Source organism: Microbacterium sp. SL75, from assembly GCF_026625865.1.
GTDB lineage: Bacteria > Actinomycetota > Actinomycetes > Actinomycetales > Microbacteriaceae > Microbacterium.
Map to the genome: position 1 here is coordinate 1,071,384 of NZ_CP113067.1, position 17,403 is coordinate 1,088,786.

Below are 17,403 nucleotides of genomic sequence, written 5' to 3' on the forward strand. Positions count from 1 at the left end.
ACGCTGTGGAATCGCCCGTGGCCGACGACTATCTCAAGGCGATCTACCACCACACCGAGTGGCAGGACAGCCCGATCACGCCCTCGCAGCTCGCGAGCGTGCTGGGTCTGGCCCCCTCGAGCGTGACCGAGATGGTCAAGAAGCTCGCCGCGCAGGGTCTGGTCACGCATCGGCCGTACGGACCGGTGTCGCTGACCCCCGCGGGCGGATTCCGGGCTGCGGGCGTGATCCGCCGGCACCGCCTCATCGAGACCTGGCTCGTACGCGAGTTCGACTACTCGTGGGACGAGGTGCACGACGAAGCCGAGGTGCTCGAGCACTCCCTGAGCGACCGCCTGCTCGAGGGAATCGACGAGCGACTCGGCCGCCCGCGTTTCGATCCCCACGGAGACGCGATCCCGGATGCCGACGGCTCGGTGCACCGCGAACCCTTCGTGCTCCTCGCCGAGGCGTCGGCCGGACACGCCGGACGCGTTCTTCGCGTGAGCGACCGCGACCCCGAACTGTTGCGGGCGCTCGTCGAGAACGGCATCGATGTCGGGCACGAGCTCGAAGTGCTCAGCGACGACGTCGTGCGCGCCGACGGCGTCGAAGTGACGCTGCCGGCCGGCGCGGGCAGTTCGGTCTGGCTCACGCGCTGAGAGTCGGGGGCTCGCCCGGCGTGCGCCGTCGACCGCTCGCGCGAGCTGCGGCCGGTGCACGGGAGGGGATCCGGCGAGTAGAGGACCCTCGTGAGGTTCTCCCTCGGTCCTCCTCCGCTCAGCGGTGGCGCGAGGCCGGATTCAGGATGCCGCGCGCCGAGCCCGATCGAAGGGCCAGCGCACGTGCGTCGCCGTCTCGCACGCGCGCCACAGGTCGGCACCGAGCTCGCTGCCCCGCGTCCGGCGGGCCGGGGTCGCCACGCGCGGGGCTCCGCGGGCGACGAGCGCCGGTCCGTACATCGCGCCGCCCTCGGCGTACGGGTCGACGAGAGCGCGGACGAGGGCCCAGGCGCCCTGCTCCTTGGACTGGGTGATCGGCGCCTGCAGGTTGTCGAGGAAGCGCGTGAGCCGACTCGGCTCGTTGACGCCGCGCACGCCGCGCGTGCGGCCGCTCGTCGAGTAGCCGGGGTGGGCCACGAGGCTCTGGATCGGAACGCCGTGGGCGAGAAGCCTCTTCTGCGCTTCGAGGGCCAACGCGGTCGTCGCGGCCTTCGACTGCACGTAGGCGCGCCACGGCGAGTAGCCCTCGTGCAGCTCGGGATCGGTGGGTACGTGCCGCCAGAGCGACGTCGACATGCTGCCCACCCAGACCATGCGGCCGCGGGCAGCGGCGAGGGGTTTGAGCAGCTCGCCGGCCAGGGCGAAGTGGCCCAGCACGTTCGTGGCGAAGACGAGCTCGTGGCCGCCGGCGGTTTGGCGCTCCTTCGGCGGGTGGACGATGCCGGCGTTCAGAAGGAGCCCGTCGAGCCGCCCGCGCGCGCGGGCCGTGGCGGCCGCGGCCCGCACCGAACCCATGTTGCTGGTGTCGAGCAGAAGCGTCTCGATGCTGGCATCCGGAGTCGAACGCTTGATGGCCGCCTTGGCCGCGGACATCTTGTTGGGGTTTCGGCCGGTGAGCAGCACGTGGGCGCCGGCGGCGGCGAGTTGCTCGCACGCGAAGAAGCCGAGCCCGCGAGTGGCGCCCGTGACGAGATAGGACCGCCCGGAGAGGTTCGGGAGGTTCTCGGGGTCCCATTCGGCTCGCGTCACCCTTCGACCCTAACGAGATCAGGCGCGTCCGTCACGGGTGCATTCCGTGAACGGAATACCCGCGGCGAGAAGTTTTTCGCGACGTCGCGTGACGAATCGCGCTCGGGGTGCGTCTCATCGGTGAGCAACCCGCTCCGTCGCGACGAGATCCCCTCGCCGCCGACGCCGAAACGACGAAGAGGAGTCAGATCATGGGTCTCGACGACAAGATCAAGAACGCCGCTCAGGACATCGTGGGCAAGGCGAAGGAAGCGATCGGCAACGCCACCGACAACGACAAGCTCGCCGCCGAGGGCAAGGCCGACCAGGTCAAGGCCGACGCGAAGAAGGCCGGCGAAGACGTGAAGGACACCTTCAAGTAAGTCGGCATCCGCGGTCGGGCGGGCCACGACTTTCGGTCGGGCCCGCCCACGCTCGTCCGCGCAGCACCACCCCTGGGAGCGTGTCGGTGGCCGGGTCTAGGCTGGGCCTTATGCGGACCCGAGGCGATATCGAGTGCTGGCTGACCGACATGGACGGCGTCCTCGTCCATGAGAACACGCCCATCGCCGGGGCGTCCGAACTGCTCGCACAGTGGCGGGCCGAGGGAACCCCATTCCTCGTGCTGACGAACAACTCCATCTACACTCCGCGTGACCTCAGTGCCCGACTCCGGGCGTCCGGTCTCGTCGTGCCCGAGTCCTCGATCTGGACCTCGGCTCTGGCCACCGCCGACTTCCTCCGGTCGCAAATGCCCGGCGGATCGGCCTTCGTCATCGGCGAGGCGGGGCTGACCACCGCCCTGCACGAGGCGGGCTTCATCATGACCGAGACCACGCCCGACTACGTCGTCGTGGGCGAGACCCGCAATTACTCCTTCGAAGCGATCACGAAGGCGATCCGCTTCATCCGCGGGGGCGCCCGCTTCATCGCCACGAACCCGGATGCCACGGGCCCCTCTACCGAGGGCGTGCTGCCCGCGACCGGAGCCATCGCCGCACTCATCACCAAGGCCACGGGCAAGGAGCCGTACATCGTCGGCAAGCCGAACCCGATGATGTTCCGCTCGGCCCTCAACCGCATCGGTGCGCACAGCGAGAACACCGGCATGATCGGCGACCGTATGGACACCGACATCGTGGCCGGCATCGAAGCCGGGCTGCACACCGTGCTCGTCATGACCGGCATCAGCGACCAGCGAGAGATCGAGCGCTACCCCTTCCGCCCCGACGAGATTCTCGGCTCGGTCGCCGAGCTCGTGCGCCAGGAGCCCCTCGAGTCCGACCTCGCCGATGGTGAGGAAGGCCTCGAAGCGGGTCTCTGACCCCGACGAGGAGACACCATGGACGACCGTACGCTCTGGCTGATCGTCGCCTTCTTCATCACGGCGGGAACGCTCGTGGCCTTCATCGTGCAGTGGCGCCGTTCGCGGCGCGGCGGCGGGCGGCGAGACCCGTTCGACGGGCCGGGCGACGGGTCGGGAGACGGGTCGGCCTGAGGCGGGCCGGGCTGAGGCGGGTCGAGCGTCGGGGCGACCTGAGGCGGGTCGACCTGAGGCGGGTCATCCTGAGGCGGGTCCGGCGCGGGGCGCGCCGACGCGGTCGGCGGCTACGCGCTGGCTGAGCGCCGGGGTGCCGGCATCCGCCATCCCCGTCACCAGAACAGGGGATGCCACCAGAACAGGACGAAACCCCACGAAACGCCCTGTTCTCGTCGCACCGCCCTGTTCTCGTAACAGCGCGGCGACGCACCCGGCGGCTGCACCCCGGCCGGGCGCCCAAGGGCCGGCATCCGCCATCTCCGTCACCAAAACAGGAGATGCCACCAGAACAGGACGAAACCCCACGAAACGCCCTGTTCTCGTCGCATCACCCTGTTCTCGTAACAACGCGACAACGCACCGACGCACCCCGGCGGCTGCGCGCTGGCCGGGCGCCCAGGGGCCGGCATCCACCACCCCGTCACCAAAACAGGGGATGCCACCAGAACAGGACGAAACCCCACGAAACGCCCTGTTCTCGTCGCACCACCCTGTCCTCGTAACAACGCGGCGACGCCCCGACGCACCCCGGCGGCTGCACCCCGGCCGGGCGCCCAAGAGCCGGCATCCGCCACCCCGTCACCAGAACAGGAGACGCCACCAAAACAGGACGAAACCCCACGAAACGCCCTGTTCTCGTCGCATCACCCTGTTCTCGTAACAGCGCGTCGACCCACCGACGCACCGGCCGAGGGTCCGGCGGAGCGGGACTGCTTACTGCGGGGCGAGGCCCAGGTCATCGAGGTCGATGGATCCCAGCCACTGCAGACCCTCGGCCTCGATCGCTGCCTGCGCTCCGGTCTTGCGGTCGACGATGACGGCGACGGCGACGACCTCGGCACCCGCGCGGCGCAGCGCCTCGACGGCCTTGAGGGCGGACTGGCCGGTGGTCGAGGTGTCTTCGACGACGACGACGCGCTTGCCCTCGACATCGGCGCCCTCGATCTGGCGACCGCGGCCGTGGTCCTTGGGCTCTTTGCGCACGACGAACGCGTCGAGCGGGGTTCCGGCGTGCACCGACTCGTGCATGACGGCGTTGGCGATGGGGTCGGCGCCGAGCGTGAGGCCGCCGACGGCCACGACGCCGTCGAGGTCCTTCACGAGGTCCAGCACCAGACGGCCGATCGCGGGGGCGGCGCGGTGGTCGAGGGTGAGCTTGCGCATGTCGACGTAGTACGTCGCCTTCTTGCCGCTCGAGAGGGTGAAGTCGCCGTGGAACACCGCCTCGTCCTTGATGAGGCCGATGAGGGCCTGACGGTCGGCTTCGAGCTCGGGCGTGGAGGCGGTGGTCACGGCGTCGATTCTATTGCCCTGCCCCGCCGCGGACCGGGCCGCTGCGGGGCGCGGGTCTGCGGCATCCGTCGTGCGGAGATTTCCCCCGACACTCCGCCCCTGCTGCGGCGAACCCGGCGCGCCGCCCGCGCACTCCGCACGACGGCCCACCAACCGACCCGGCACGCCGCCCGCCGTCCCGCGGAGTTCGGCCCCGGCACGCCGCCCCATCGGCGACCCGAACGGCATGTCGGCCACCGACTCCGCGCGACGGGCCGCGACCGTCTCGCCCGCGCGGCGATGTCGGCGCACGAAAGTAGGCTGGATGCCATGCGCCTGGCCACCTGGAACGTCAACTCCATCCGCGCCCGCGTCACCCGCACCGTCGAGTTCTGCGTGCGCGAGCACATCGACGTGCTGGCGATGCAGGAGATCAAGTGCAAGACGGAGCAGTTCCCGTACGCCGCCTTCGAGGAGGCCGGTTACCACGTCGCAGCGCACGGAATGAACCAGTGGAATGGCGTCGCGATCGCGAGCCGTGAGCCGCTCGAGGACGTCGAGATCGGCTTCCCCGGCATGCCCGGGTTCGAGAAGGGCAAAGAGGGGCCCGACCTCCCGCAGGAGGCCCGCGCGATCGGCGCCACCGTCAACGGCGTCCGCGTGTGGAGCCTGTACGTGCCCAACGGTCGCGGGCTCGACGACCCGCACTTCACCTACAAGCTCGACTGGCTCGACAAGCTGCGGCAGTACACGGCCGACACCCTCGCGGCCGACCCCGACCTGCCTCTCGCGCTGACCGGTGACTTCAACATCGCCCCGACCGACGACGACAACGGCGACCCGACGATCGTGCAGGGTGCGAGCACGCACGTCTCGCCGGTCGAGCGGGCGGCCTTCGCCGCGTTCGAGACGGCGGGGCTCACCGACGTGGTGCGACCGCTCATCCCCACCGGCTATACCTACTGGGACTACAAGCAGCTGCGCTTCCCGCGCAACGAGGGTCTGCGCATCGACTTCATCCTCGGCTCGCGCGCCTTCGCCGACGCCGTCCACGGCGCCGAGATCCATCGCAACGAACGCAAGGGCGAGGTCCCCAGCGACCACGTCCCCGTCGTCGCCGACCTCGAGCTGTCGCACGCCGACGACGATGACGACCTGCCGATGATCTTCGGCTGAACGCCGAGGTCGCGGCATCCGGAGACATCCACCCGCGCAGGTGTGTCGATCGGCGTGCCCGCGAGGCACCGGACCCGAACCCACGGCAACAGATTCGGAGCTCAGGCGCCGGATGGCCCGCGTCCGTTGCATCCACCCGATTCTGCGGGGCCGCCGCGGTACCCGATCCCCTCGAGAACGCATGGTGCGCGCGAAGAGTGCACCCCGCAACGCACGACGGCGGGGCCGGAGCGAACCCCGACCCCGCCGTGCGGGAGCGTCAGACCGAGGAGACCTCGGCGGGAGCGGTGCGCTCGACCAGCGTCACCAGCGCCTCGATGATCGAGCGGAGGAACGCGGCGGTCCCCTCGTCGGTGACGGTGCCGTCCTCTTCGAACAGGCCGGGGGTCGACTGGATGTACCCCTCGGGCTGGCCGAGGACCAGGGCGTTGTAGTGCAGGAGCACCGCGCGCAGGTGCTGCTGACCGGCGGCGGTGGCGATACCGCCCTGCGAGGTGCCGATGACGGCGGTGGGCTTGTCGTTGAACGACGCCTCGCCGTAGGGGCGCGCCGACCAGTCGAGCGCGTTCTTGAGCACACCCGGGATCGAGCGGCTGTACTCGGGGGTGACGATGAACACGCCGTCCGCGTCTTCGATCGCCTTCTTGAACTCCGTCGCGACCTCGGGGAAGTTCCCGTCGTAGTCGGGCGAGTAGAACGGCAGATCCTTGATCGGGATCTCCTTCAGCGTCACGCCCTCGGGGGCGACCTTCTCGAGTGCCTTCGCCAGACGGCGGTTGATCGAGGTGCTGGAGATGCTGCCGACGATGTAGCCGATCGTGTAGTCGGTCACGATGATCCTCTTTCTGGACGACGGGGGCGCCGAGCGCCCTGATTCATTCACGTGCAAGCATCACGGTCGAACCTGTATTCCCCCTCCTCTTGACTCCGCCGTGCGGGGGATGCAGGTGTCGGCGGTCGCCTCTAGCGTGGAGGGATGCCACGGATCACGCGCGCGCAACAGCGGAACGACATCGTGCTCGCGATCGTGCTGCTGCTCGGCGGGTTGCTCAGCGCGGTGTTGTCGTCGGTGTCGGGCCTCTACGGCGACCAGCAGGCCTCGCTCGCCCTCGCGGTGGGCTACGTGTTCGTGCTCGCCGCCCCCATCGCGTTGCGTCGGCGCTGGCCGTCGGTGGTGGCCGTGATCGTGTCGTTCGCGTACTTCCTCGCCGTGACCCTGCGCATCCCCGAGATCTACGCCGGGAACATCGCCATGTTCATCGCGCTGTACACGGTCGGCGCGTGGGAGACGAGCCGCCGCCGCGCGACGATCGTGCGCGTCGCCATCATCGTGGGGATGTTCGCCTGGTTGTTCGTGGTGATGTTCCAAGACGCCACGCAACCGGTGGAGGGGATCACCGGAGGCGCGTTCTCGCGCGCCGGCGCCTTCTCGCCGTTCGTCGCCTACCAACTGCTGATGATCGGGATCAACGCCCTCTTCTTCGGGGGTGCCTATTACTTCGGCGACCGTTCGCACCAGCAGATGCGAGAGCGCGCGGCCCTCGAGGAACGCACCGCCGAGCTCGAGACCGAGCGCGAGGTGACCGCGGCACAGGCCGTCGCCCTCGACCGCGTTCGTATCGCGCGCGAACTGCACGACGTCGTCGCCCACCACGTCTCGCTCATGGGGGTCCAGGCGGGGGTCGCCCGGTCGCTCCTGACGCGTGACCCCGACGCCGCTCGCGAAACCCTGGCGAGCGTCGAGAGTTCCGCGCGTGCCTCGCTGCACGAGCTGCGCCAGCTTCTCGAGACCCTGCGCACGCCCGACGGCGACGCCGCCCCCCAGACCGCGCCCACCACCCACGGGCTGACTTCGATCCAGGCCCTCGTCGACGACGCCACCGCCGCGGGGCTCCCTTCGACCTTTACCGTCGTCGGCGATCCCGCGTGCGATCCCCCTCCCCTCGTGCAGGTGAACCTGTACCGCATCGCGCAGGAGGCGCTGACGAACGCGCGCCGCCACGCGGGGCCGGATGCCAGCGCGGACGTGCGCCTGAGGTTCGAGACGGATGCCGTCGAGCTCGAGATCTCGAACACGGGACGCCGCGGTTCGTCGACGCCGGGGCTCGGGCAGCTCGGCATGCGCGAGCGCGCGGCCGTCTCGGGCGGGACGATCGAGATCGGGCCGCGCTCGCGCGGCGGCTACCTCGTGCGCGTGCGCGTGCCCCTCACGCCGGCGGGGGTGGCACATGTCTGAGGTGCGCGTGCTGCTGGTCGACGACCACGCCATGATGCGCGCCGGCTTCCGCACGATCCTGTCGCTCGAGCCCGACATCGAGGTCGTGGGCGAGGCGGCATCCGGGCTCGAGGCACTCGCGGCGGCGGCGCGCCTGCGGCCCGACGTGATCTGCATGGATGTGCAGATGCCCGGCATGGACGGCCTCGAAGCCACTCGCCAGCTGACCGCCGACCCCGCCTCCGACGCGGCGGTGCTCATCGTCACGACCTTCGATCGCGACGACTACCTCTTCTCGGCCTTGGCCGCCGGGGCCAGCGGGTTCCTGCTCAAGAACGCGGGCCCGGAAGAGCTCGTCTCGGCGGTGCGCATCGTCGGGGCCGGAGACGCGCTGCTCGCACCCGAGGTTACGCGCCGGGTCATCGAGCGCTTCGCCTCGCAGGGTGCCGAGGTGCCGGCATCCACTTCCTCCGAGACGATCGAGCCGCTGCGTCTGACCGAGCCTCTCACCGAGCGCGAGAGCGAAGTGCTGCGGCTGGTGGCCGAGGCGCTCAGCAACGCCGAGATCGCCGCACGCCTGTTCATCGGCGAGGCGACGGTCAAGACGCACGTGTCGAACCTGCTGCAGAAGCTCGGCGCGCGCGACCGCGTGCAGGCCGTGGTGCTGGCCCACCGGCACGGTCTGGCCTGACGGCGGCGCGGGCGCCCGCCGGGCCGGGGCCGGTCGGGTTGGGCGCCGCGCCCGAACCGCCGCGCCCGCCGGGCCGCCGCGCCCGCGGGGCCGGGCGCCGTACCGCCGCCACCGCGGGTCGTCTCGGCGATCGAGGGTGATCTGGGCGCCTTGCCGCAGCCCCGCGGTGGAGGGGCCCTCCCCCCTGCGGCGGACACGCAGAACCGTCCCGGGGCGGAGGCGACGCGGCATCCGGATCCCTAGCGTGGGAGACATCGAGAAGAAGGGATGCATCGTGCTCCATCTGGACGGCATCACCAAGAGCTACGGCGGACGCCGCGTGCTCGACGGGGTGGGCTTCGACGTCGCCCCCGGGCGCCTCACGGGTTTCGTCGGCGGCAACGGCGCGGGAAAGACCACGACGATGCGCATCGCTCTGGGCGTGCTCGGCAAGGACGCCGGCACCGTCGAGCTGAACGGCGCCCCGGTCACCGCCTCCGACCGCCGTCGCTTCGGGTACATGCCCGAGGAGCGCGGGCTGTACCCCAAGATGAAGGTGGCCGAGCACATCGCCTACCTCGCGAGGCTCCACGGCTTCGGCAAGACCGAGGCGACCTCCAAAGCCACGGCCCTGCTCGAGCGCCTCGGACTCGGTGAGCGCCTGGGCGACCTCATCGAAACGCTCTCGCTGGGCAACCAGCAGCGCGCACAGATCGCGGCCTCGCTCGTTCACGAGCCCGAGGTGCTGATCCTCGACGAGCCCTTCTCGGGTCTCGATCCGCTGGCGGTCGACGTGGTCGCCGGCGTCCTGCAGCAGAAGGCCGCCGAGGGCGCGGCCGTGCTGTTCTCCTCCCACCAGCTCGACGTGGTCGAGCGTCTCTGCGACGACCTCGTCATCATCGCCGACGGCACGATCCGAGCGGCGGGAAGCCGCGAGGGCCTCCGCGCCGAGCACGCGACCCACCGGTACGAGCTGGTCTCGCGCGGTGACACCGGGTGGCTGCGCGACGAGCCCGGCGTGCGCGTGATCGATTTCGACGGCGGCTACGCCCTCTTCGACGCCGACGACGACCTCGTCGCCCAGCGGGTTCTGCGCGAAGCCGTAGGACGCGGCGACGTCGCCAGCTTCTCCCCCCAGCAGCCCACCCTGGCCGAGATCTTCAAGGAGGTCATCCAGTGAGCACCGTGACCACCGCGCAGGCACCGGCACGAAAGACCGCACCGCACCGCGCGCCCGGCGAGGTGCAGAGCATCTGGCTGGTCGCCGAGCGGGAGATCGGCTCGAAGCTGCGCAGCAAGGCATTCGTCATCTCCACCGCGATCCTCATCGTCGCCGCCCTGGCGTCGGTGCTCTGGGGCGGTTTCACCGCTTCGAACGCCAGCGGCAGCGGCATCCCCGTCGCCGTCACCTCGCAGACGCAGGGCGATGTGTCGGGCCTCGACGGACTCGAGGTGACGGTTGCCGACAGCGACGACGCCGCTCGCGCTCTCGTGGCGGACGGGACGGTGGATGCCGCCCTGATCTCGGACTCGTCGGACTCGGCGTTCGACTTCACCGTCGTGGTGAAGGACAGCGTCCCCTCGACCCTGTTGCAGATGCTGAGCGACACCCCGCCGGTCGACCGGCTCGAGCCCGGCTCGACCGCCGCCGACGTGCTGCGGTACTTCATCGCGCTGGCCTTCGGCCTCGTCTTCCTCATCGCCGCGACGACCTTCGGGGGCACCATCGCGCAGAGCGTCGTCGAAGAGAAGCAGACGCGCGTGGTCGAGATCCTCATCTCGGCGATTCCGGTGCGGGCGCTCCTGGCGGGCAAGGTGCTCGGCAACACGATCCTCGCGATGGCGCAGATCGTGCTGCTCGCCGCCGTCGCGGTCGTGGGACTCGCCGTCACCGGCCAAGCGGGGGTGCTCGACGCCCTCGGCGCCCCGATCGCGTGGTTCGCGATCTTCTTCCTCTTCGGCTTCGTGCTGCTGGCGGCGCTGTTCGCCGCGGCCGCCGCGATGGTCTCGCGGCAGGAGGACATCGGAGCGACGACCACCCCGATCACGATGCTGATCATGGCGCCGTACTTCCTGGTGATCTTCTTCAACGACAACCCCGTCGTGTTGACGATCATGTCGTACGTGCCGTTCTCGGCTCCGGTGGGGATGCCGCTGCGCATGTACCTCGGCGACGCGCAGTGGTGGGAACCCGTGCTCTCGCTCCTCGTTCTGCTCGCCTCGTGCGTGCTCGCGATCGGCGTCGCCGCCCGCATCTACCGCAACTCGCTGCTGCGCATGGGGGCGCGCGTCAAGCTCGGCGAGGCTCTGCGGGGCTGACCGGTTCGGGTCCGGTCAGCCGGGCGGGGGTTGCCGTGGCCACGGTGACCCCCGCCCTTCTGCGGGTTCCCGGAGCCACGGCATCCCGCCCCCTTTTCCCGACGCTCACCCGGGACGTCTAGGCTTTTCGGGTGCTTCGCCTTGTTGCTTCCGCCGCCCTGGGAGTGGTGATCGGGGCTCTGATCGTCGCCCTGCTCGGAAATCCGGACACCGGGATGCCAATCTTCGGCATCGCGCTCACGGTCTTCATCCTCGCAATCACCGTCACCCGGTTGGCGAGCGGTCTCTCGGCGTCATTCCCCTCTGCCGCCGCCGTCCACGAGGCTCGCGACGCCCGCCGCCTGGGACGCGCCCGCATCGACTCGGTTCGCCAGACCGGGACGTTCATCAACGAGCAGCCGGTTTGCGACATCGATGTGACGGTGGTCGCGCTCACCGGCGACGCGTGGGCGACCACGATCCGCACGATCGTCCCGCTGATCGAGCTGCCGGCCTATCAGTCCGGTATCGAACGCGATGTCGCGATCCTGCTCGAGGGCGGCCCCGAGGTCGCCTTCGTCGACGGGGAACTCTCGCCCGCCGAGATCGAGCGCCTCGTCATCCCGACACGTACCGAGGTCGAGGTCCGATCGATCCCCCCGGGAACGCGCATCGACAAAGGCCGTCGCCGCGGGCCTCTCATCGGTATCGGCCGCCGCGGACGTCCCCTTCGACTCGCGTTGTTCGCCGTGGTCGCGGCCCTCGCCGCCGGTGCCGTTCTGCTGCCGTTCCGAGAGGGTCTCGGCCTGACCGTCAACGCGTGGTCGGAGGGACGGTGGAGCGTCGACATGCGCCGGCCCGACACCCTCCTCAGCGCCGAGAGGTCGCTCGAGGAGGCGATCGGTCACGATCGAGTGGTGTCGATCACCGTGATCGCGGATGCCGTGATCGTGAACGCCCCGGTCCGTGCCGGCGCTATCGAGACCGACGAGTGGACCTACCGCGGGGGCCGCGTCAGCCACGACGGGCCCGCGAGCAGCCAGCCCCAGCTCGCCGAGGAACAGTTTTCGTGGTCCGACGTGGCTCTCGACCGCATCTGGCCGGCCATCGAGAACGCTTCGGCCCAGAGCGGGCTACCGACAGACGGCGGATCGGTGTTCATCCACCGCACGACCGACACCGACCTGGACAGCCCGACCTTCAACCGCAGCGTCGAGGCGCCCGAGATATCGTTCGGACTGCGCGATGACTACCGCGACCAGTCCTTCCGCCTCGATGCCACCGGAACCGACCTCCGCGCGATGGGCTGAGCCATCCGTCATTCGTCGAGGACGGCGAGGACGTTGCCCGCCGGGTCACGGAACCACGCGATCAGCGGACCGCCCTCGCGCATGATGCCGCGGGAGTCGGCGGGAAAGTCGGCGTCGTCGTAGATCTTCGTGTCGACGCCGCGGGAGCGCAGGTCGTCGACAGCCGCCTCGACGTCGGCCACGGGGAAGTTCAACACCGTGAACGAGGCCGGCTGGTGGTGGGGCTTGCCGTAGACGAGCACGCGTCCCCCGGAACCGAGATGCAGCGTGAGAAAGCCCGATCCCTCGAGCACCTCGACGCGGAGTCCGAGGGTGTCGGCATAGAAACGGTGCGCCGCCTCGAGGTCGTCGACCGCGAACCCGGAGTAGGCGCCATCGGCGTGGAACATCGTCGTTCGCCTTCGCTATTGCGTCACGTACGCCGTGACACTCGGTGACAAACGGATCGGGATGCCGGTGACATCGGAATCATCGGGATCCCCGATCGCGACGGTGAGGGTCTCGTCGACCCCGAAGATCGCGGCTCCCTCCTGTGCCCCGCTCGCGCAGCCGGCCGACCACGGTCGATTGTCGGTGGAGGTGAAGGCGACGATGCAGCGTCCGTCGCCATCGTCGGGCTGGGCGAGGTAGATGCGGAAGTCGCTCACCGTCGCGATGTAGCGCGTGCTCCCCGCGTCGATCCCGCTGTCGCGCAGGATGTCGGCCGAGATGACGTCCTCGATCGTCTGCGGGAAGGTCAGCTCGGGATAGGCCGCCGACGCGGGATTGGGGGTCGCGGCCATGGTGGGGGCCACGCTCGCACCGATCGCGATGCCGATACCGAGCAGAGCCAGAGCGCCGACGGAGAGGAGCACGAGGCGCAGAACGCGCCGGGGCGTGAGGGGGGCGGCATCCGGGGTCGAGGGATCCTCGTCAGGGGCGGCGGCTCCGGGGGTCGGGGGATCCTCGAGAGGGGCCGCGGCTCCGGGGACGGAGCGCACGGCGACGGGGGCGACGGGGGCGGGCGTCGAACCCGCGGACTCGGGGGCGGCGGAGGAGCCGGAGCGGCGGACCCGCTCCTCGAGCTCGGCGAGACGCTCGATCATCGCGGGGGTCGCGGACGCCCCCTCGGCCCCGTACACGCGCTCGCGCAGCCGGCGCAGCTCGACGTCGTCGTCCATGCGTTGACTCTAGGGCCGTGCCGGTGCGGTCGGGGCGGGCTCAGGCCTCTCGGTGGGGCGCCGTGGCGTCGAGGGCGTCGGCCGCCCCCACCAGGGCGAGATGCGAGAGCGCCTGCGGGGTGTTCCCGGCCTGACGACCGGTCGTGGGGTCGTACTCCTCGGACAACAGGCCGAGATCGTTGGCGACGGCCGTCAGCCGGTGCATGAGCGCGACGGCCTCGTCGCGGCGGCCGCTGTGGGCGTACTGCCCCACCAGCCAGAACGAGCAGGCGAGGAAGGGATGCTCGTCGCCGGTCAGGCCGTCCACGCCCGTGGCGCGGTAACGCAGCAGCCATCCGTCGGGCATGAGGGTCTGTTCCATGCGCGCGACGGTGGCGAGCATGCGCGGATCGTCGTAGGCGCAGAAACCCACCTGCGGCAGCACGAGAAGCGAGGCATCGACCTCGTCGGTGTCGAAGTGCTGCGTGAACCAACCGCCCGCGTGCACACCGCGGGCGTCGATGTCGGCCCGAACACGATCGCGCAGGGTACGCCACGTGGTGACGTCGCCGTCGCGCCCGCCCTCTTCGACGGCCCGGATGCCACGGTCGAACGCCGCCCACACCATCGCCCGCGAGTGCGTGAAGAAGTGGGGTTCGCCGCGCATCTCCCAGATCCCGAGGTCGGGGCGGTCGACCTCGGTCGCCAGCTGGTCGAGGAGCGCCCGCTGCAGCGACCACGAGAACGTCGTCTCTTCGACGCCGGCGTTGCGCGCAGCTTCGAGCGCGACCATTACCTCGCCGATGACGTCGGCCTGGTACTGGTCGACCGCGCCGTTGCCGATGCGCACGGGGGCCGCGCCGCCGTAGCCGGGAAGACTGGGGATCTCGCGCTCGGGCAGGTCGCGCTCCCCCGCGATCCCGTACATGATCTGCACGTCGGACGGGTCGCCCGCGATCGCGCGCAGCAGCCAGTCGCGCCAGCGGTGCGCGGCATCGAGGTAGCCGTGGTCGATGTAGGCGCTGAGGGTGAGAGCGGCGTCGCGGAGCCAGACGTAGCGGTAGTCCCAGTTGCGGGAACCGCCGAAGGCCTCGGGGAGAGAAGTCGTCGCCGCCGCCACGATTCCGCCCGTCTCGGAGTGCGTGAGGGCGCGCAGCACCATGAGCGAGCGCGTGACCAGCGCCGCGTGGGTACCGGCGGCCTGCACGCGGTCGGCCCACGCGGCCCACCATTCGCGGGTGCGCTCGAGCGCCGCCTCGACGTTGAAGGCGACGGGCGGCTCCTGCCACGACGGGCCCCAGGCGAGGACGGAGTCGACGCTTCGGCCCGGCTCCGTCGTCCAACGGCCGCGGTGGGCGGTGTCGACGGCGATGAGGCGGGGTCCGCGGATCGTCACCGAATCGGGGCCGGCCGCGGCGAGGATGACGTGCTCGTCGCCGCCGCCGATCTGACGCACCCACGGCACCGCACGGGCGTAGTCGAAGCGCAGACGCACCTCGCTGACGAAATCGACCTCGCCCGAGACCCCGACCACGCGGCGGATGAGGGCCTCCACGCCTTCGTCGACGGGCATGGCGTCGTAGACGTCGGCGATACCGGTCGAGGTCTCCCACCGCGTGACGAGCACGAAGGTGTCGCCGTCGTACCGCCGGGTCGCCCGCGCCTCGGGGTCGGCGGGACGCAGCGTCCAGGCACCGTGGGACTCATCGCCGAGAAGGGCGCCGAACATCGACCCGCTGTCGTACCGCGGCAGGCACAACCAGTCGACGCTCCCCGCGGAGGAGACGAGAGCGGCGGACCGGCAGTTGCTGAGGACCGCGTAGTCCTCGATCGGAGTCGTCACCCTCGGATTGTGGCAGGTACCGCCGACATCGTGTCGATCGATCTCGCTAGTGACTTCCCTGTGCCCGCTGCAAGCGGCACGGCGATGTCGGGGGCGAGCGCTACGGTGACCCCATGGCTGCGGACACCACCCTGATCATCCTGGGCGCTTCGGGCGACCTCACTTCGCGACTGCTGCTCCCGGCCCTCGGCCAGTTGCTCTCGCGCGAGCCGAACCGGTCCGTGCGTCTGCACGGGGCGGGCATGGAGGACTGGACCGACGAGCACTGGCGCGAGGTGGTCGAGAAGGCTTTCCAGACGATGGATGCCGACGACGCCTTCGCCTCCGTCTCGGAGACGACCTATTCTCGAGCCGACATCACGACGGCCGCCGATCTGCAGAAGCTGCTCGACGACGCCGAGGGCCGACCGGCCCTGTACTTCGCGGTGCCCCCGGCGGTCACCGAGAAGGCGTGCCTCGCGCTCAGCGACGTGACGATCCCCGAGGGAACGATCCTCGCCCTCGAGAAGCCGTTCGGCACCGACGAGGCGAGCGCCCGCACGCTGAACACGCAGCTGGCGACCCTGGTGCCCGAAGACCAGGTGTTCCGCATCGACCACTTCCTGGGCCGCTCCACCGTGCTGAACCTGCTGGGCACGCGATTCGCGAATCGCATCGTCGAGAGCGTCTGGTCGGCCGACGACATCGCCTCGATCCGCATCGACTTCCCCGAAGCCCTGGGCCTCGAGGGCCGCGCCGGCTACTACGACGCGGCCGGTGCCCTGGTCGACATGATCCAGAGCCACCTCCTGCAGGTCATGGCCTTCGTCACGATGGAGCCCCCGGCATCCCTGGATCAACTCGATCTGCGCGATGCGACTTCGGCGGTGCTGCGCGCGACCCACGTGAAAGACGACGACCCGGTCGCGAACTCGCGCCGCGCACGCTACACCGCGGGCGACGTGGGCGACCGCCACTTCTCGTCGTACGTCGACGAGCCCGGGGTCGATGCCTCGCGCGACACCGAGACGCTCGCCGAGATGACCGTCGAGGTGCGCACGGCCCGCTGGCAGGGCGTTCCGATCCTGCTGCGCTCGGGCAAGGCACTCGGTGCGGGAGACCCGGCCGTCACCGTGACGTTCAAGCCCGTCCGGCATCTTCCCGACGGGTTCATCGGCGAGAGCGAGCCCTCCCAGATGGTGTTCTCGCTCGGGCCCGACACGATCAGCCTGGGCCTGAACATCAACGGCGCCGACGACCCTCTCGACCTCGAGCGCGTTAACCTCTCCGCCCACCTCGGCGAGGGCGCCCTCAAGGCCTACGGCGAAGTCCTCTCCGGCATCCTCGATGGGGACGCCATGCTCGCCGTCCGCGGCGATGCGGCCGAGCAGTGCTGGCGCATCGTTCAGCCGGTCATCGACGCGTGGCGCAAGGGCGAGGTCCCGCTCGACGAGTACCCGGCGGGTACCGCCGGTCCCGCGTCGTGGAACGCCTGACCGACGCCGCCGCGCGCACCGGGGCCTCGCCGCCGCCGGTTGCGGACCGGCGGCTCATGGCAGACCTATAGGTTCACACGGGAACACTTCGCCGTCTCATGGCGTTCAATGGTTCGGGTCAACGGCGTCCCGGATCAGCCCTCGTTCTCAGGAGTCCCCATGTCTCTCACCCTCGACCGCACCGCCCCCACCGACGCCCCCATCCTCGACGTCCTCGCCGAGCGCTGGAGCACCCGCGTCTTCGACCCCGAGACGCCGATCGACGAGTCGGCCCTGCGGTCCGCCCTCGAGGCCGCCCGCTGGGCTCCCTCGGGTATGAACTTCCAGCCGTGGCGCTTCATCGTGGCGCGCCGGGGCACCGCCGCGCACGAGCGCGTCGTCGCCGCGTTGATGGGCTTCAACCAGGCCTGGGCTCCCGCGGCCGGCGCTCTTCTCGTCGTGCTCGCCGAGACCGAGACAGAAGACGGCGAGGCTCGTACCTGGGCTCTGTACGACAGCGGACAGGCCGCCGCCCACTTCACCGTGCAGGCGCACGCCGAGGGCCTCGCCACCCACCAGATGGGCGGCTTCGTCGCCGACGACCTGCGCGCGGCGTTCGACATCGACGCCCGCTTCACCCCCGTCACCGTGATCGCGGTGGGCGCCCTGGGCGACGTCGACGCCGCCGAAGAGGGCCTGCGTCAGCGCGAGCTCGCGCCGCGCCAGCGTCGCACGGTCGAGGAGTCGCTGCTCGTCGACGACTGAGCCACGGCATCC

Annotated in this window: 18 protein-coding genes; 12 read left to right on the forward strand and 6 right to left on the reverse strand. The window is 70.4% G+C overall.

The window, feature by feature from the left end; genetic code table 11:
* Positions 1-5 precede the first annotated feature (5 nt).
* Positions 6-641, forward strand: coding sequence for a metal-dependent transcriptional regulator (locus OVA17_RS04855; RefSeq protein ID WP_267788552.1), 636 nt, complete (start codon positions 6-8; stop codon positions 639-641).
* Between the two features lie 141 nt (positions 642-782).
* Here OVA17_RS04855 and OVA17_RS04860 read toward each other — a convergent pair whose 3' ends face one another.
* Complete coding sequence (locus tag OVA17_RS04860; RefSeq protein ID WP_267788553.1) at positions 783-1,730, reverse strand: SDR family NAD(P)-dependent oxidoreductase; 948 nt, start codon at positions 1,728-1,730, stop codon at positions 783-785.
* Between the two features lie 191 nt (positions 1,731-1,921).
* Here OVA17_RS04860 and OVA17_RS04865 point away from each other — a divergent pair, with 191 nt between their 5' ends.
* From OVA17_RS04865 to OVA17_RS04875, 3 genes are all read left to right on the forward strand, one after another.
* Positions 1,922-2,092: a CsbD family protein gene (locus OVA17_RS04865; RefSeq protein WP_210075832.1), complete on the forward strand. Its 171-nt coding sequence runs from the start codon at positions 1,922-1,924 to the stop codon at positions 2,090-2,092.
* A gap of 110 nt (positions 2,093-2,202) precedes the next feature.
* A complete protein-coding gene (locus tag OVA17_RS04870) occupies positions 2,203-3,033 on the forward strand; it encodes an HAD-IIA family hydrolase (protein ID WP_210075830.1) in 831 nt (276 codons plus the stop codon).
* A gap of 18 nt (positions 3,034-3,051) precedes the next feature.
* Positions 3,052-3,207 carry a hypothetical protein gene (locus tag OVA17_RS04875; RefSeq protein WP_267788554.1) on the forward strand — a complete coding sequence of 52 codons (156 nt, stop codon included), beginning with the start codon at positions 3,052-3,054 and terminating at the stop codon, positions 3,205-3,207.
* A gap of 756 nt (positions 3,208-3,963) precedes the next feature.
* Here OVA17_RS04875 and pyrE read toward each other — a convergent pair.
* Positions 3,964-4,542, reverse strand: coding sequence for an orotate phosphoribosyltransferase (gene pyrE / locus OVA17_RS04880; RefSeq protein ID WP_210076888.1), 579 nt, complete (start codon positions 4,540-4,542; stop codon positions 3,964-3,966).
* A 309-nt stretch (positions 4,543-4,851) separates the two neighbouring features.
* Here pyrE and OVA17_RS04885 point away from each other — a divergent pair, with 309 nt between their 5' ends.
* On the forward strand, positions 4,852-5,697 hold the full coding sequence (locus OVA17_RS04885; protein ID WP_267788556.1) for an exodeoxyribonuclease III: 846 nt from the start codon (positions 4,852-4,854) through the stop codon (positions 5,695-5,697).
* Between the two features lie 259 nt (positions 5,698-5,956).
* On the opposite strand, the gene OVA17_RS04890 is transcribed toward OVA17_RS04885, so the two are convergent.
* Entirely contained in the window at positions 5,957-6,529 is a 573-nt protein-coding gene (locus OVA17_RS04890; protein ID WP_267788557.1) for an NADPH-dependent FMN reductase, read from the reverse strand.
* A gap of 144 nt (positions 6,530-6,673) precedes the next feature.
* On the opposite strand from OVA17_RS04890, the gene OVA17_RS04895 reads away from it, so the two are divergent.
* From OVA17_RS04895 to OVA17_RS04915, 5 genes are all read left to right on the forward strand, one after another.
* Positions 6,674-7,933, forward strand: coding sequence for a sensor histidine kinase (locus OVA17_RS04895; protein WP_267788559.1), 1,260 nt, complete (start codon positions 6,674-6,676; stop codon positions 7,931-7,933).
* Positions 7,926-8,603 (forward strand): response regulator, encoded by a 678-nt coding sequence (locus tag OVA17_RS04900; protein ID WP_267788561.1) that lies wholly within the window; start codon positions 7,926-7,928, stop codon positions 8,601-8,603. Before OVA17_RS04895 ends, OVA17_RS04900 begins: the two co-directional genes overlap by 8 nt.
* A gap of 274 nt (positions 8,604-8,877) precedes the next feature.
* Positions 8,878-9,762, forward strand: a complete 885-nt coding sequence (locus OVA17_RS04905; RefSeq protein WP_267788562.1) for an ABC transporter ATP-binding protein — start codon at positions 8,878-8,880, stop codon at positions 9,760-9,762.
* 5 nt (positions 9,763-9,767) lie between these two features.
* A complete protein-coding gene (locus OVA17_RS04910; protein ID WP_267789358.1) occupies positions 9,768-10,901 on the forward strand; it encodes an ABC transporter permease in 1,134 nt (377 codons plus the stop codon).
* A 131-nt stretch (positions 10,902-11,032) separates the two neighbouring features.
* Positions 11,033-12,190 carry a hypothetical protein gene (locus OVA17_RS04915; protein WP_267788563.1) on the forward strand — a complete coding sequence of 386 codons (1,158 nt, stop codon included), beginning with the start codon at positions 11,033-11,035 and terminating at the stop codon, positions 12,188-12,190.
* 8 nt (positions 12,191-12,198) lie between these two features.
* Here the strand turns inward: OVA17_RS04915 and OVA17_RS04920 are convergent, their stop codons facing one another.
* From OVA17_RS04920 to OVA17_RS04930, 3 genes are read right to left on the reverse strand one after another with little or no spacing between them, the layout of a single operon-like run.
* The gene (locus OVA17_RS04920) at positions 12,199-12,579 is read right to left on the reverse strand and encodes a VOC family protein (protein ID WP_267788564.1); all 381 of its coding nucleotides are present in this window, start codon (positions 12,577-12,579) and stop codon (positions 12,199-12,201) included.
* A gap of 15 nt (positions 12,580-12,594) precedes the next feature.
* Positions 12,595-13,350, reverse strand: coding sequence for a hypothetical protein (locus OVA17_RS04925; RefSeq protein WP_267788565.1), 756 nt, complete (start codon positions 13,348-13,350; stop codon positions 12,595-12,597).
* Positions 13,351-13,390: 40 nt separating this feature from the next.
* Positions 13,391-15,172 (reverse strand): glycoside hydrolase family 15 protein, encoded by a 1,782-nt coding sequence (locus OVA17_RS04930; protein WP_267788567.1) that lies wholly within the window; start codon positions 15,170-15,172, stop codon positions 13,391-13,393.
* Between the two features lie 113 nt (positions 15,173-15,285).
* On the opposite strand from OVA17_RS04930, the gene OVA17_RS04935 reads away from it, so the two are divergent.
* Both OVA17_RS04935 and OVA17_RS04940 read left to right on the forward strand, forming a co-directional pair.
* On the forward strand, positions 15,286-16,647 hold the full coding sequence (locus OVA17_RS04935; protein ID WP_267788569.1) for a glucose-6-phosphate dehydrogenase: 1,362 nt from the start codon (positions 15,286-15,288) through the stop codon (positions 16,645-16,647).
* A gap of 159 nt (positions 16,648-16,806) precedes the next feature.
* Positions 16,807-17,391 carry a nitroreductase family protein gene (locus tag OVA17_RS04940; RefSeq protein ID WP_267788570.1) on the forward strand — a complete coding sequence of 195 codons (585 nt, stop codon included), beginning with the start codon at positions 16,807-16,809 and terminating at the stop codon, positions 17,389-17,391.
* Positions 17,392-17,403 lie beyond the last annotated feature (12 nt).

Excerpts from the sequence above, each read along its gene's own strand:
- OVA17_RS04865 (WP_210075832.1), top strand. The coding sequence starts at position 1,922 with ATGGGTCTCGACGACAAGATCAAGAACGCCGCTCAGGACATCGTGGGC.
- OVA17_RS04870 (WP_210075830.1), top strand. The coding sequence starts at position 2,203 with ATGCGGACCCGAGGCGATATCGAGTGCTGGCTGACCGACATGGACGGC.
- OVA17_RS04875 (WP_267788554.1), top strand. The coding sequence starts at position 3,052 with ATGGACGACCGTACGCTCTGGCTGATCGTCGCCTTCTTCATCACGGCG.
- OVA17_RS04885 (WP_267788556.1), top strand. The coding sequence starts at position 4,852 with ATGCGCCTGGCCACCTGGAACGTCAACTCCATCCGCGCCCGCGTCACC.
- OVA17_RS04895 (WP_267788559.1), top strand. The coding sequence starts at position 6,674 with ATGCCACGGATCACGCGCGCGCAACAGCGGAACGACATCGTGCTCGCG.
- OVA17_RS04900 (WP_267788561.1), top strand. The coding sequence starts at position 7,926 with ATGTCTGAGGTGCGCGTGCTGCTGGTCGACGACCACGCCATGATGCGC.
- OVA17_RS04920 (WP_267788564.1), bottom strand. The coding sequence starts at position 12,579 with ATGTTCCACGCCGATGGCGCCTACTCCGGGTTCGCGGTCGACGACCTC.
- OVA17_RS04925 (WP_267788565.1), bottom strand. The coding sequence starts at position 13,350 with ATGGACGACGACGTCGAGCTGCGCCGGCTGCGCGAGCGCGTGTACGGG.
- OVA17_RS04935 (WP_267788569.1), top strand. The coding sequence starts at position 15,286 with ATGGCTGCGGACACCACCCTGATCATCCTGGGCGCTTCGGGCGACCTC.
- OVA17_RS04940 (WP_267788570.1), top strand. The coding sequence starts at position 16,807 with ATGTCTCTCACCCTCGACCGCACCGCCCCCACCGACGCCCCCATCCTC.